The following is a 14,793-nucleotide window of genomic DNA, read 5'->3' as shown; positions in this document are numbered from 1 at the left end:
TCACCGTCAACAGGGCACCATGCCGAAGTGCTGTCGCGTGTTCACGTTGAGACATCTGCTAACCGATTCAGATACTGAACGCCTGTACCTTACGATAGGTTCAACGCGGATTGAACACATCTTACTAATCTGGCACCCCTGCTATATTCGCACTATCCATCTTGCACGCCAATCAGACGAACCCTCGTGGGGTTGAAACTGCCAGAGGGTCTCCCGCCCCGTCGACGTATGCGTGTTTTAACTGAACCCTTATACGGTTAACACTGTGGAGCGAGGAACCACCGCCGTCTTGCGGATGTTGATCGTTCCGAAAAGGAATGGGCGCTGCAGGCTCACGTTCCCCGGCGGAATAAAGTGTCATCTCGGCACCTGAAATTCCGCTCTCACGCGTGAGAGACGCTTCTATTGTGGTTCACGGAGAACCCAATGAGTCTCGAACCGATCACACCTACGCAAGCATTGGAGATGTACCTCGCTGACCGCGAAAGTGAGGTCACGAAATCAACGATCCGGTCTCATCGATCACGGCTAAAACCATTTCTACGATGGTGCAATGAGAAGGATATTGACAACCTGAACGAGCTCACCGGCCGTCTACTGCATGAGTACCGACTCTGGAGGCGTGAAGAAGGCGACATCAACGTCGTCACTGAGAAAACGCAGATGGATACGCTTCGTGTCTTCGTCCGCTGGCTCGGGACAGTTGATGCGGTTGAAACAGATTTGCACACGAAAGTTCTGTCACCTGATCTGAAATCAGGTGATAACGTCCGGACGGTAATGCTGGAGGATGAGGAAGCTGAAGAGCTTTTATCGTACCTTTCGAAGTACCAGTACGCCTCACGAGCTCACGTTGTTGTTGCCCTGATGTGGCACAGCATGATGCGTCTCGGTGCTATCCACTCACTGGACAAGCCGGACTACAATTCGGAAGAGCAGTATATCCGGGTGGTTCATCGACCCGATACCGACACGCCAATCAAGAACGGCAAAGACGGTGAGCGACATGTTGCTCTCACCGACTTCGTCTGTGACATCATTGATAGCTGGATTGCTGACAAGCGGCCTGATGTGACTGACGAGTATGGTCGTGAGCCATTGATCACAACTACTGATGGAAGAGCACATCTCACTACGCTTCGAGGCGATTGCTACCGGAGTACACGACCCTGCTTCTATACAGGAGAGTGTCCACATGACCGGACGGTAGACGAGTGTGTCGCTACCGACTACGGGTCAGAATCTGAATGCCCTTCCAGTGTGAGTCCGCATGCTTTCCGACGTGGGGGGATCACCCACCACCTCACGAATGACGTGCCAAAGAACGTCGTATCTGATCGGGCCAATGTCTCTACAGCAGTCTTGGACAGACACTACGATCAACGAGACGAGCAAGAGAAAATGGAAAACAGGAGAGAATATTTAGATAATATCTGATAGTCAGTCCGCTTCTCTCAATATTTCAATTGCTCTCGAAGAGGTAAGTGAGATCACCACCACCTCCTTACTTTGCAGGCCGATCTGCATGTGATATTATTCAGAATCGGCTCTTGCCTGATTTGGTGAAACAGCTGTCTGAAGTGTGATATAAGAATATGCGGAGTGATGAATATAGATGTTATCTATCACAGTTACATCATGTTATTGCTGGTCTGCAACAGAGAGTGTAGCTGCCGGAAGGAATATTAATTGTTCCAATTGAATGTGAGGCAATGAACCTGGATCAAGAAGAACTCCTTATTTATATGCGTAAGATGGACGAGTATGAGTTTGAGAAGTTAGTTGCTGATGCATGGGAACAACAGGGCTGGAAGACAAAAGTAACAACTGGCTCACTTGACCGTGGAATAGATGTTATCGCTGAAAAAGAAACTCCGTTCAGTCAAAAGCATCTCATACAGGCAAAGCGGTATTCGGCCAGCAACAAGATAGGAAGTCCGGATATTCAGCAGTACAGTAGTCTCAGGCATCAAGAAGACGATGTAGATGCCGTTGTAGTCGTGACAACAAGTTCATTTTCCACTCAAGCACGGCAGACAGCTGACAAACTAAATGTAAAACTAATCGACGGTAAAGCTTTGTGCAGGATAATATTTGATCTTAGCTCTCAACGATTCCTCTCGAACTATTTTACCACGTATACAATCGACAAAACAAACCTGGAAACCCGCGCGAGAGGAATTGAAAAGGCGTTTTCAGATTTAATAGGCGGTGAAATCCGACTTGTCGAAGATATGGCTATCTCTGAACACATTGACGAGTATAATAAAGACCAAGTCGTTGCTACGCTGGATATGTCTGATTGGGCGAAGGAAACCGTCCGAAATGGATTCGGATTTTTCGCTCTTGACCGGAACCTTCCCGGTCTCTTCGAAGATTCTGAAGAGTCGACAAATATTACTGAACAGGTTCTTGAAAATAATCTGACGGTTCGACAGGTAATCGCGATCCTAGGGCAAAACGGAGATATGCAAAAAGCGGTCAACGAGATCCACAACAACTGCGCAAAGGATGACCCTGACACGCTCACCATTCTCGGATTCACTTTCCTGATATATTCACTCAAATGGGCCGCAAAAAAAGAAGAGGTGTGATTCCTCGTTGGTTTGGTGTATATAAAATACCCTTCGGTGGCCACAAATTCGGGAACGCCAGACTCAGTGTGCCACTCTCACACTTTTTATTCTGTGCGATTGGTGACTTTCAGCTTTCGTTCTCGGATAAATCAATCCAATTGTGCTGACTACTCTCTACCTTTCACGGCGGTTCTGATAGACTTCTGAGAAGGAGTCGCTAGATGCGGTGAGTGAGCAACCTGTACTGACCGATTTGAGATATCGACTTCTGGCAAAGCTATGTTTCGAGATACGCGCTTCCCTCTTGCACTGCCATCAGCGTGTCATAGAATCTGTCCTACACCCGCCTTCTGGCGATGTGGAATCAGTAGATTCGGTCTCTAAGCCAGCGTTTAGAGTATAACTATCCTAATCTCACACAATGAACCAACCATGAGATCCTTTCTATGACACGCTCCTGCCATTCCTAGCAAGAATCCGATAGACCTGTTTCGCTATCCTCGGCAAGAACTTCAGCGGAATAGGATCAGTCGATACAGATAAACAGAGGATTCTTCGGTTGGTCACGTCATCGTGGATGCCCCCGTCTGACATCTATCTCAAACTCGCCATCTTCATCATCCCACATAACTCTGAACTGGCGTCCATCATCTAACATCCAGACCATATATTCGCACCTTTTCTCGTCCTCCCATTGCTCCGATCTTAATCGTGCGATACCTGTGAGATTATCCCAAAGCTCCAATAACTGGTAAGTCTCCTCGGCCGTTAGCGGTATCTCTGGAAGTCCCTCAGGAAAATCATCGGGCACCCGTCGAGCAGGAATTGGCGTCTCCGCAATTGGGTGTACAAGCATACAGGTTACAATTGAAGAAATCATCAAAAAAGCTATCCTGAGTCACGCACTGTGGGAATGGTTATATCCTATCTTTGGCAGCTGGGTTTGTGCCAGATGGACAGCGCATATCTCGCACCGAAACAGTGTCAGAAATATATCTCTTGAGTCGGTTAGTCCAAGGAGTCTAGTGGATATTCAATCCTGATCTGCTAGATTCGGGTCACAGGCCGTCTATCGATTATATCTATCAGTTCATGGCTGAAGACGCACTAGATCGTTTTATACTTCAGTTGAGGGTTCTGTTCAATGGTATATAGTGCGTAGTTGCCGCTCACTGGTCTATTCGGAGTTTCTTTGCTAACAGCGTTGAGTGAATAATGGGTGAGCCCTCGTCGGTCAATCGTTTCTGTTTGGTGAATGTGCCCACTCACTGTTGCTTTCGCTGTATCGGTGAGTATGTCTAATACCTCTTTTCGATCCCAGAGATATGCTCGTTCGGGGTATTCCTGAAACCATGCATTTGCTGTAATGTCAAACCTACCAAGTGGGTGATGAGACAGAACAACTGCATCTTCAGGTGTTGATTCCTGCAGCCAGTTTTGTTGTTCGACACCAAGGGTTCCCCGGGCCCCAACATCGACCTTCGTTGAGTCGAGATACACAAAGCGTTGGTTGCTGATCTCAATAGTTCCATAAAACGAATCTTGACCCAAGATTTCAGCAATCGTCGATTTTGAAAGTGTCTCGATATCGTGATTCCCCAAGAGATACGTGATCTCTGATGGCCATTTCTCAAAGAGATCCTTGAGGGTATGTAATTTTTCGCGGTCTTGTGTAGCACTCCTATCTTCTATCAAATCACCTATGATAAATGTGTGTGCTAATTCGGTTTGAGCAAGTACATCGTTCTTTATTTCTTTCAATGTTTCGATAGTTTCTGATCGGTGTTCTTCCCGAAGATGGATATCCGAAAGAAGAGCTACTGATTGCATGAGTTGCCTCTCATTACGACCTGGAGCCAATTGATTGGATTCTGATTCATAATAGAGACTTTCAGACCGTCGAAATAGAGGTTTGTATTGGGTGTTTGTACCCCTATATAGGAAAATGAAATTAAATATACCAATTAACCGCCAATACCCGACAATAGCAAGAGTTTGCTGTATTTGATATAAATACTACAATTATAAATCGGTTTTAGTAGCTTTTGTCCACACTTATTCGATGGTTTCCGACTCCAACCTGTGGACTAGTACCGCAACTCGACGAAAGGTTTTGACGGCTGTTGGGGGATCGAGCATTGCCGGGCTTGCAGGATGTAGTTCAGCACAAGGCAATGCTGATGCTGATGATGACTCATCTGACGGTGAACAGGATGTTGCAGATCAAGTAATCATCACCGGGCCACTTGACGGCTGGGCAAACTACGGTCAGCTCCGTGAGAGCTTCATGGAGAAACACCCTGGTATTGAGTGGCCGGAAGGAACAAAAAACAGTGGGCAGTCTCTCAATGCGTTGCGAAACGAGGCGAATAATCCTAACCACGATGTAGCCCACCTCGGAATTACGGACGGGCTCAAAGCAGCTGATGAAGAACTGCTCCAACCGTATGAACCGACCAATCTTGATGAAGTTCCTGACGGGTTAGTTGACGCCGATAACCGATGGACGACTGCCTATTTCGGCACGATTGCGATGGCTGTCAATACGGAGCTAGTTGACTCCGTCCCGTCTGGATTTGAGGATCTACTTGATGAAACATACAACGACACGATCTCCTTTTATGATCCCACTTCGGCGTTCAACGGGTTCGTTGCGTTTACGAATATGAATCTGGCAATGGGGGGCTCGCTTGACAACTACGATCCGGGGATTGAATACCTCAATGAGCTCAATGAGATGGGTAACATTGCTGGCGTACCAGCTCAAGGGCTCCAAACCAGCTTCCTCCAAGGACAGTTCCCAATCTACATTGCCTACGACTTCAACATGTATCAGGCTAAATATCAGTCTGATATGGATCCTGACCAAGTGGAGATTGTGATTCCGTCCGAACTCTCAATTCAGGTACCTTACGTCGTTGGATTAGTTGATGATGCACCTCGACCTGAAGCTGGCAAACGGCTGGTGGATCACCACCTCAGTGATGAAGGCCAACGGCTGTTTGCTGAAGCCTACGTGAACCCCTCGCGTCCGATTGAATATCCAGACACTATCGCTGAAAGACGTCTTCCGGAAGAAGCCTATTCGTCGTCTGACTCAATTGACTATCAGAAACTCGTTGAGGTACAGAATGCGGCACGCGAACGGTATGTCAATGAAGTAGCCTGATACGTAGAATGGCTGGAGATATTCAAAACCAATCTGGTATTCGCTCTATTCGGCTGCAAGGCCGATTAGATGCTGTTGAGTCATATTTACCCTTCGCGCTTTCTCTGCCCTTAGCGATTTTGTATCTGCTGTTTTTAGGGCTCCCACTGGCGACAATTGTACAACTCAGTCTCCAAGGTGAAACGCTTTGGAGCAACTATGTGGCGGTCTTCACTGAGGCTGCATATCGCCAATCGATTCTCGTTAGCCTACAAATAGCCGTCACAGTCACAGTAATCACCACTTTGGTGGGACTGACCATTGCCTATTTCCTCTCAAAAAATGAATTTCCTGGAAAACGGATCGTCATATCGATTATAAATTTCCCAACCAGTCTGCCTGGGATCCTCATCGCGTGGGGCATTATTGTCGTAGTTGGGCGACAGGGTATTTTTAGTCTCTTAGCTAGCGATATTACCGGTGCAAGACCGGGAACATATGCCTTCGCAATCGGGTACTGGGGGATCTTAGCAGGATATACGTATTTCACTCTTCCCCGAGTGACGATGACTTTGCTGTCGTCTCTGGAAAACTTGAATCAAGAACTCGAGGAAGTCGCATACAGTCTTGGTGCCTCTCGAATTCAGACGTTTCGTCATGTGGTTCTTCCCGAAATAATGCCTGGCGTCGCCAGTGCGGTTGTACTGGCATTCAGTATTAATATGGTTGCTTTCGGTACTGCGTTACTCCTTGCTGCTGGGGAGGTATCAGTTCTCCCGCTTCAAATCTATTCAGTAATCTTGGGATTTGGTGATTACAATCTCGCGTCTGCGCTGGCAGTGGTGTTGACCGTCATTACACTCGGTGTGATCATGAGCTATGGATACTTTTTCGGAGGGAGTATCTATGACTGAGTATGCCTCTTCTCGAAGATTACCGAACATACTCGGTAGTTTGTTCTTCTATTCAGTAATTGGTATTACTATCTTGTTTATCCTGCTCTGTTGAATAGCGATCTAATCGGTTGAATTCGCGGGTTAGAAGGGTGAAGTCGAGGAATCGACTCTGTCCATGGAAATCGATCTCCTCGACTTCGTTGAGCAGTGTCGGCACCTAGTCAAACAAGCATTGGGAAAGCACGCGGGCGAGCCCGCCAGCGGCGGGTTCGCCCGCTGGAAGCACGTCGTGCTGCACTGTCTTCGACTCGAAGATGGACACAGCTACCGAGAAACACCGAATCGGCTGAAGTACATGGCCGAGATTCGTGACGTACTAGGCTTAGATCGAGACAATATTCCAGACTACAGTACGATCTACAAATCGTTCGACCGGCTGAAAATGTGGGTCTGGCGGGCGTTGCTGCGCGTTTCAGCGCAGCAACACCCGCAGTCTGGCCACGCTGCACTCGACAGCACGTTCTTCGATCGCCGCTCGGCCTCGTCGTACTACCGGCAACGGTCAGGAAGCAACGTTCAAACGCTGAAAGTCACGACATTAACTGATAGAGAGTCTCTTGCTGTCCTTGATGTACATATCTCTGCTCGGTGGAAGCATGATACGAAGACTGGGCCGCAGGTCGTCCGCCGAAACGCGGACGACCTGCAGTCAGTGGCTGCTGACAAAGCCTTCCACAACTGGGTCACGAAATACGAGTGGTACGCTCTCGGCGTAGAGCCACTCATTCTACAGCGTGGATCGAGAGCTCTCACGATCGGACACAACGCAGTCATCCGATCAAAAGGCTACGCTCAGCGGTGGATGGCCGAAACATCGTACTCAACAACGAAACGCTCGCTCGGCGATGCCGTGCGAGCGTTGGGCTGGTATCGACAGTTCCGTGAAATCGTCTTGATGTTCGCTATCTCGAACATAGAACCCCTCTGTGAACCGCTCTAACTATGACTCAGCACCTATTCAACAGAGCAGTTTATCCTACTCCCGATATTAGTTATTCTTCTGTATTCATTTGTGGGGTCACTCTCCGGGAATTTGATTGAGTCATTTACTTTTGAATATTATCGAGAAGTGTTCGATGGTGGGTTTGACCCACTCATACTTAGTTTGCAACTCGCAATCGCCACGACGATTCTCGATGTGGTGATCGGAGTGCCGGCGGCTTATACGCTTGATCGATATGACATTCCGTTTGCTGACCGACTTCGGGATATTACCATTCTCCCGATGGCTATTCCTGGAATTGTTCTGGGGATTGCTATTGTCCGGACATGGGGTGTCCCGAAATTTGGCGTTGATCTCTCAGGGACAGTTCTCTTGCTGCTGATTGCACACGTGATCTTCACTGTTCCGTTTATGATCCAAACAACGACCTCGGCTCTGCAGTCTATTGATTATCAAGCCCTTGAGGAAACCGCTCAGAACCTTGGGGCCAGTTGGTCACAATGTTTTGTTCATGTGTTGCTTCCAAATATCTACAATGGGATTCTCAGTGGGGCAATTCTAACGTTTGCCCTTTCGATGGGTGAATTCAATATTACCCTCTTTGTCTATAATCCGACTGATAAGACTCTCCCAATCGAGATGTTTGGTGGATTTACTACTTCAGCTGTCGGTCAAGCGAGTGCGTTGTCTGTAGTGTTTGTTGCTATCATCATCGTCTCGCTTTGGTTGATCCAGTATCTTGGTGAGCAGGATCTTCCAAAGGTGGCCAATGTATAGCTTCCAAGCCATCGTCCTGCGTGGCTTCATCCCAGCCTTCGATAAGTTGTAACAACAAAACAATGTCAGAAATACACATACAGAATTTGACGAAACGGTACGGGACAACTGAGGCAGTCGATTCAGTATCACTTTCCATCCCTGATGGAGCAACGTTCGGTCTTGTAGGCCCCTCAGGATGTGGCAAATCAACGCTGTTGCGAATGATCGCCGGATTCGAACAGCCAACGGCCGGGGATGTCCGGCTTGATGGGGCTTCAATTCTTGATGTTTCACCCCAAGAGCGTGATATTGGCTTAGTCTTTCAGTCGATCGCTCTGTTTAATAATATGAGTGTCATCGATAACGTCTCATTTGGGCCTCGAATGCGAGGTGAATCTGAGGACGAATACCTAGACCGAGCCCGCGACATCCTTGCTATGCTTGGTATTGCGGATCTTGAAGACCGTGATCCTCGAAATCTCTCTGGAGGACAACAACAACGGGTTGCCCTTGGCCGTGCGTTGGCGATCGAACCTGAAATCCTCCTTTTGGATGAGCCAATGACAGGCTTGGATGCGAAACTCAAGCGACGACTACAAAAAGAAATGGTAGAGCTGTTTGCCGACCTCGATATCACAGCGATCCATGTGACACATGATCAAGAAGAAGCCATGATGATGTGTGATCAAATTGCAGTGTTGAATGACGGGAGTCTCGAACAGGTCGGTACTCCAGCAGAACTGTATGAATCACCTTCAAACCAATTTGTAGCAGATTTTATTGGCACCTCAAATCTGCTGTCTGCAACTGCGACAGGCGATTATCTAGATTTCGGCTATACACAGGTTCCCCACACTCATACTGAGGAAGGTGAGGTCACTGTTAGTATTCGGCCTGAACATATTGAATCTGGAACTGGCGCACTGCAGGCAGAGATTACAAATCAGTTCTACCTCGGTGAAAAGGTGCGCACCTATGGCCGGCTTCCAGACGATACAGAGATCGTCTTCGATGAAACTCAATCAAGTGTTCACCCCGGGGATGAGGTTGCTCTCTCCCTTGATACAGAGTTGGCCCAAATACATCCAGCTGAAAAATGATACGCATAATACTATCTGCTGAGCGGATTCAGGCTCATGTTACACTCTCTAACAGCTACGCCCAACCCCTAAATCTGAGATGTCGTTGTATACTGGACAGCAACCGATGTGATTGGTAATGAAGATTGCGTTGAGACTCATTATCTAATGGCCTGAATTGGGTCCCATGACAGTCACTACATCAATTTCCTCCATCGGAACAACGATTGAATCCGCAAAAGAAACGGTTCAGATTGAGCAGCGTCGAGTGACTGACGAGATCGAAGCCTATGAGCAGTTTGCGACAAAACTTACAACAATATCGACGACTTCTCTCTCACACCTTACTTCAGGTACGTTCGATACCACCGTCGAACAGGGTGTAACCTCCGAAACGAGATCGATTCAGAATCTCTTTGAGGAGACCGTTATGTCGGTACCACATTATGAGGAAGATTATGACGAGTCATTCATGAAACACATAGCCGCTGAATTCACTCCTGAAATCGCATTATTACTCAACGAAACCGAATGGTTGACTGAACAGCATACGTCTGTCCTCAACTCATATATCCGTACAGCCATTACTGAGCGGAAAGAATTGGCTCAGGCACTGGAAGTTGAATATGAATCCGTTGATCATATTGGAAACCAAGTCCACGAACGTGCCCAGGAGGTCTTAGAGATCTCCCACCGTGAATTTAATACGATGGATTTTGGGGCCTTAGAGGCTCATTGGCATCGATTAGAACAAATAAAAACAATATGTGATAGCATCGCTGCAGACAGACAGGAAACGATTGACTCACCCACTCGTGCAGTTGCGTGTAGTAACTCCGACATCTCTATGAGTCGGTATCTGTATCAAGATCTTGCGTATGACTATCCGATTCTGGCTACAATTGGAATACTTGGGAGCAGTATTTATGCTCTACAAACTCAAATTGAACGTCTTATCGCCTCTGTGAACTGATTTACTTGGTCGATTTCGCTGCTGTTTGCGCTTGTTCATGTAGATCCCCGATGGGTGTCCCAACTGGCACCAGGATACAAAACAAGGAGATGAAAGTTCACGAAAAATTAAGACCCCAAGATAGCCGACACTGAGCAGTAACTCAGTTGGTTTTCATAAAAATATCGAACTACTGAAGCTCTGTATCTTGCACACTGCTAAATGATCATACTCAACTCAACATTTATCAAAGTGTCTGATAAAAGTTGCAAGAAGAGTCTTTATGTTAAATTCGGATCAAGCAGGAGACAGGGCTGCTGTCGAAGACCATACCGAAGAGCTTGTACAGGAAGCGTTTGAGGCCTCTAAACCTACATTGATCGAGGCTCCTCCCAGTAGTGGAAAAACCACTAAGGCGCAAAAGAGAGCCGCCGAAGCAGAGAACCCGGTAACATATCTTTGTGGGCGCACCGACCTATACGATGAGGCACAAGAGTTCTTCGAATCTGAGGATGGCGTAACGGCAGAGGTAATCCCAAGTCCACATCGTGATTGTCCATCATTTAAAGAAAACAAGCCGGGAAACGAAGAGAGGCTTGAGAAACTGTATAACAAAGGGTACTCTGGACAGAAAATCCATTATTCAGACCCTGAAACTGCTAAAACGCCGTGTAGGGACGATGGAGAAACGTGTAACTATATATCCAAACTTTCTAGTATTGAAGAAGAAAACGAGACAATTGATATTTTAATAGGTCATCACAGTCATGCACATCGTGAATTGTACGTCAAAGATCGTATCGTCATTTTCGATGAATTCAATGCTGGCGCATTTCTTAGCCAGTATCCTGATCCAGAATCAGATATTTCAGATTCTCCAAGAAAGATCATTCCTGAGCTATTAGACAATCTTGATGACTCAGAAACTGATTTTCCTTCTGAAGACTTTCAGGACATCACTGATATTCTCATCAATCGGAGCGATCCGGCCAAACGTGATAAAGCAATAAATTGGTTCATTTCGGAGGGAGCTTCAAGATCTGCCGCTGAGGATTCAGAGTACGTTGAGCCGAACATCGACCTCAAATATGATGACTCCCACCTGATGGCTCCATTTCTTACGTTTAGTTTGCTCTGTATGAGGCGAGTAGGAGAAGGGATTGAGATGGCACCACATCCGGATGATGACTACTATGATACGTGGGAGAAAGCAGATTTGATTCCAAGTATTAGGGTAGTCCGCGATCGAAATAGCGGCAAAATGTATGTCTGGAGGCCTCCAGATCTTAATTCAGCTGAACAGGTTATTGGGCTCGATGGAACTCCAACATTGAAACTTTGGAACCTACTTCTTCGACCCGAATCTGAAAGCGGTTTTGATCATCGGAAAGTTGTCGACAGGCAAGATTTCATCAAGTACGTACGTTCGGGCATGAATATGTCATTGGTTCAAGCTGGTAACGGTGCCCATCCGTATGCTAGCGGTCGAACATATAACCCAGATAAAGATCGTTTTGCCGCTATTCATGCCTTGGAAAACCAATTATTTCCGCTCATTTCCCCTAAGCAAGCGATTGAGCAGTATAAATACGAAGGTTTGCTCTCTGACCATGTGGAACCTCTATGTAAAAACCCGAATGATGGTGAAGATATTTTTGAGTATTCCAGATGGAGAGCATGCAACTTTGCGAGTTTGAGGAGTTCAAATGTGTTCGATAAAGATGATTTAGGCGTCGTATCAGGAGCTCCCCATCCCGGTGATGACATTGTCAAAATATGGGCTGGACTATGCGGAGAGGAAGCATCTGCAGAAGGAAAAGGTATGAAAAAAACATTTGAGCCTGATGGAGACAAAATCTACGAGCATTTCGCACATCATCAGGTGGTGCAGGCTATTCTACGATTTGGACGTCGTGATTCAGTTATCTCTGAAGGGGGTGCAACAGTATATGTCATTACGCAGTTGCTGCCAGACTGGTTCACCATTGATACCGAGTTAGAATTTCATGCACAGGACAATGAATCAAATATCGTGAAACAATTGAAAGACAGATTTGAATCTGCACAACGTGAAATTAATGATTTTAGAGTCAAAGATATGAAGTATGAAATAAAGAAGGAAAAGAGACAAAAACAGGAATTGGATGGACATACTTTGGACGAGGAAACAGTGAGGTATATTTTAAATTATCTTGAGGAGCAGGGAGTAGCCATCGTCAGAGAAAACCATGGTAAAGGTGGTGCTGACCTCTACAGGTGGAATAAAGAAACTGTCGTAAGGAAAATCAATGGAAGAAAAGCTGCAATAGCGGACAATCATGTTTACCTTTTTTAATAAGTATAAGGTTCTTTCCTAACTGAGTGAAACAAGGATCAGATTAGAGATATTGTTACTGATTGGCGTGCAAGATGGATCGCGCGTATCTTGCACTGAATACTTACCATCTCAGTCATACAAAGTCTTTCAAAAAAGTAATACACTCGGCATTCAGTGGTCAAATAAACATTAACCAACAGTTCTAAGTCAAATTGTTGTTTTACTTCATGTCAAACATTGTGTATAGTTCCAAAGAGTCCTGAGATGATATCTGATATAATCTCTCCTACCCCACGGTCTTGAGTTGATTGATCGTTTTGCTCGGTGTCTGAATCTGTTGTTGATGTGGGTTTATCCTGTTCACTGGCTCCATTAGCTGGCTCGGTATCACTACCATCAGTTGAAGTCTCAGTAGATTCTCCAGTGGCCTCATCGATATTCTCTTCTCCATCTCCATTTTCAGTTTGTTCAGTTGAACTTGTCTCTGTTTCCCCATCAGTCGTTGCTGAGTTTGCCGCATCTACTTCGGGATTAGCTTGTTGTTCAAGCGTGTCCGAAACCGTTGAACTCTGCTGTTCAATCAGATCACCTGCAGACGCAGTCTCAACTGAACCCAGTCGTTTGAGATCGTGGGCGATCAGAACCGACTCTCGTGGTAAATCCCCCTCAATTCTATCTGTAGAGACAACTTCACCCACGACTCTGTATTTACCCCTTCGTATTTCGCTCAACTGCTGTTGTTCGATAGAAGAAGCCGCCATGATTCCCATCAGATCATCACGATTTTCTGGTAATTGCTCCCACCCGACGCCACCGTGTAAAATAACATCCACTGGTGGCAATTGACTACCGGTTGCAGATTCGACCACTCGCTTGGTGCTGATAGTGTTCATATATAAATTCGTCTCGAAGCTAATTGTCTCACCATCGTACGCCGAAGGGTTCGCTGACACTTTGGAGATATCAGATATCGACTGTGCGTCGTACCTTTTGTCAATTGTATATAATATTGGTGTGCTGGAATCAGTCGGCAGAATATCGTCTTTCTGTTGTGCTTGGATGAACTTACCAGCGGGTGAACTTGGATCAGCGATAATTCCGGTCATTGTTACTGGTGTGTTGTCCCAGTATTCAGTTTCATATGACGCCGTGACAACGTGGGGCTGCGAAATATCTCCCAATACGCTTCTAATATTGTCACCATCTAATTCATTCAGCACGGTGCTGGATTGCTCACCGACTGTTCCGAACAACTCTTTCGGGGGTAATTGCTCATCAACAAGCACCCCTGCCGTCGCTGCAAAGGTGCTTTCCTCGTAATCTATGGAAATACTACGATGGTTCGCATCAATCTCAACATACTGCCGATCATACTCCCCGGTGTTCTCGTAGACTTCTCCAATACTCACCTCAGATGGATTTCTAAACTCGACACTATCCGCAATGATTGGTTCAATATCCAACCTGTTCTGATGCCCCGTGAGAGTAATATCACCGAGGTTAAACGATGTGCCATCTACTGACGCATAGCCTTCTTGTGGCTCATCGGCAGTAAATACAAGATAGAGTTTATTTGAGGTGGCAAGCACAAACGCTTGTGATGCAGCATTTTCTGCAACTACATCAGGAACATCTTCCCGGACTTCGTCAACTTCAGATTGGATAGAATCAGGGGCAACAAATGCTGCTCCATCAACGGATACTGTAGTTCCTAGATCTTGAGTATCATTTTGTACATCACCGTCACCTACATTGTCACCAACATCACCATCACCTACATTGTCACCAACATCACCATCACCTACATTGTCACCAACATCACCATCACCTACATTGTCACCAATACTCTGCGCTACTACTGGAGTGGCTGTTCCAACCGACGCTGCTATCAGCAACAACAGGATGATCACTGATTGTTTGATTCTGTCGTTCATAGGGTAAAATCGGATCCTCTAATCCGTATAGATGGGGAAATTACTCTGATGTGATAATATTTTTGCTCATTATTCAGAGTAATAATTATTTTAGAACGACTAAATAGACTGAATAGTGGGATTTTAAAT

At 46.3% G+C, this 14,793-nt stretch carries 12 protein-coding genes; 9 read left to right on the top strand and 3 right to left on the bottom strand.

All coding sequences use genetic code 11. From position 1 onward, the window contains the following. Positions 1-426: 426 nt before the first annotated feature. Both HKK80_RS10805 and HKK80_RS10800 read left to right on the top strand, forming a co-directional pair. Complete coding sequence (locus HKK80_RS10805) at positions 427-1,437, top strand: tyrosine-type recombinase/integrase (protein ID WP_411799608.1); 1,011 nt, start codon at positions 427-429, stop codon at positions 1,435-1,437. A gap of 275 nt (positions 1,438-1,712) precedes the next feature. Beyond that, entirely contained in the window at positions 1,713-2,594 is an 882-nt protein-coding gene (locus HKK80_RS10800; protein WP_411799607.1) for a restriction endonuclease, read from the top strand. Between the two features lie 550 nt (positions 2,595-3,144). Here the strand turns inward: HKK80_RS10800 and HKK80_RS10795 are convergent. Then, positions 3,145-3,432: a hypothetical protein gene (locus HKK80_RS10795; protein ID WP_411799606.1), complete on the bottom strand. Its 288-nt coding sequence runs from the start codon at positions 3,430-3,432 to the stop codon at positions 3,145-3,147. A 251-nt stretch (positions 3,433-3,683) separates the two neighbouring features. Beyond that, positions 3,684-4,406, bottom strand: coding sequence for a metallophosphoesterase family protein (locus tag HKK80_RS10790; RefSeq protein WP_411799605.1), 723 nt, complete (start codon positions 4,404-4,406; stop codon positions 3,684-3,686). Positions 4,407-4,638: 232 nt separating this feature from the next. Between HKK80_RS10790 and HKK80_RS10785 the strand changes: the two genes are divergently transcribed. The 7 genes from HKK80_RS10785 to HKK80_RS10755 all read left to right on the top strand — a co-directional run bounded on the left by HKK80_RS10785 (position 4,639) and on the right by HKK80_RS10755 (position 12,748). Then, positions 4,639-5,745 carry an extracellular solute-binding protein gene (locus HKK80_RS10785; protein ID WP_411799604.1) on the top strand — a complete coding sequence of 369 codons (1,107 nt, stop codon included), beginning with the start codon at positions 4,639-4,641 and terminating at the stop codon, positions 5,743-5,745. Between the two features lie 8 nt (positions 5,746-5,753). Continuing rightward, positions 5,754-6,638, top strand: a complete 885-nt coding sequence (locus tag HKK80_RS10780) for an ABC transporter permease (RefSeq protein ID WP_411799603.1) — start codon at positions 5,754-5,756, stop codon at positions 6,636-6,638. Between the two features lie 157 nt (positions 6,639-6,795). Further along, the gene (locus tag HKK80_RS10775; protein ID WP_411799602.1) at positions 6,796-7,620 is read left to right on the top strand and encodes an IS5 family transposase; all 825 of its coding nucleotides are present in this window, start codon (positions 6,796-6,798) and stop codon (positions 7,618-7,620) included. A gap of 72 nt (positions 7,621-7,692) precedes the next feature. Then, complete coding sequence (locus HKK80_RS10770; RefSeq protein WP_411799601.1) at positions 7,693-8,400, top strand: ABC transporter permease; 708 nt, start codon at positions 7,693-7,695, stop codon at positions 8,398-8,400. Positions 8,401-8,462: 62 nt separating this feature from the next. Then, positions 8,463-9,482, top strand: a complete 1,020-nt coding sequence (locus HKK80_RS10765; RefSeq protein ID WP_411799629.1) for an ABC transporter ATP-binding protein — start codon at positions 8,463-8,465, stop codon at positions 9,480-9,482. A 166-nt stretch (positions 9,483-9,648) separates the two neighbouring features. Continuing rightward, on the top strand, positions 9,649-10,434 hold the full coding sequence (locus tag HKK80_RS10760) for a hypothetical protein (RefSeq protein WP_411799600.1): 786 nt from the start codon (positions 9,649-9,651) through the stop codon (positions 10,432-10,434). Between the two features lie 262 nt (positions 10,435-10,696). Beyond that, positions 10,697-12,748 carry a hypothetical protein gene (locus HKK80_RS10755; protein WP_411799599.1) on the top strand — a complete coding sequence of 684 codons (2,052 nt, stop codon included), beginning with the start codon at positions 10,697-10,699 and terminating at the stop codon, positions 12,746-12,748. Between the two features lie 212 nt (positions 12,749-12,960). On the opposite strand, the gene HKK80_RS10750 is transcribed toward HKK80_RS10755, so the two are convergent. Continuing rightward, positions 12,961-14,664: a hypothetical protein gene (locus HKK80_RS10750; protein WP_411799598.1), complete on the bottom strand. Its 1,704-nt coding sequence runs from the start codon at positions 14,662-14,664 to the stop codon at positions 12,961-12,963. Between the last annotated feature and the right edge of the window lie 129 nt (positions 14,665-14,793).

This window comes from Halonotius sp. F2-221B (assembly GCF_046719765.1).
In the GTDB taxonomy this organism is placed as follows: domain Archaea; phylum Halobacteriota; class Halobacteria; order Halobacteriales; family Haloferacaceae; genus Halonotius.
The sequence above is the reverse complement of the archived record's forward strand: the minus strand, read 5'-3'. Positions and strand labels throughout refer to the sequence as shown.

Coding starts and splice junctions, on each gene's coding strand:
- HKK80_RS10800 (WP_411799607.1), top strand. CDS start 1,713: ATGAACCTGGATCAAGAAGAACTCCTTATTTATATGCGTAAGATGGAC.
- HKK80_RS10780 (WP_411799603.1), top strand. CDS start 5,754: ATGGCTGGAGATATTCAAAACCAATCTGGTATTCGCTCTATTCGGCTG.
- HKK80_RS10760 (WP_411799600.1), top strand. CDS start 9,649: ATGACAGTCACTACATCAATTTCCTCCATCGGAACAACGATTGAATCC.
- HKK80_RS10795 (WP_411799606.1), bottom strand. CDS start 3,432: ATGCTTGTACACCCAATTGCGGAGACGCCAATTCCTGCTCGACGGGTG.
- HKK80_RS10775 (WP_411799602.1), top strand. CDS start 6,796: ATGGAAATCGATCTCCTCGACTTCGTTGAGCAGTGTCGGCACCTAGTC.
- HKK80_RS10805 (WP_411799608.1), top strand. CDS start 427: ATGAGTCTCGAACCGATCACACCTACGCAAGCATTGGAGATGTACCTC.
- HKK80_RS10765 (WP_411799629.1), top strand. CDS start 8,463: ATGTCAGAAATACACATACAGAATTTGACGAAACGGTACGGGACAACT.
- HKK80_RS10785 (WP_411799604.1), top strand. CDS start 4,639: ATGGTTTCCGACTCCAACCTGTGGACTAGTACCGCAACTCGACGAAAG.
- HKK80_RS10790 (WP_411799605.1), bottom strand. CDS start 4,406: ATGCAATCAGTAGCTCTTCTTTCGGATATCCATCTTCGGGAAGAACAC.
- HKK80_RS10755 (WP_411799599.1), top strand. CDS start 10,697: ATGTTAAATTCGGATCAAGCAGGAGACAGGGCTGCTGTCGAAGACCAT.
- HKK80_RS10750 (WP_411799598.1), bottom strand. CDS start 14,664: ATGAACGACAGAATCAAACAATCAGTGATCATCCTGTTGTTGCTGATA.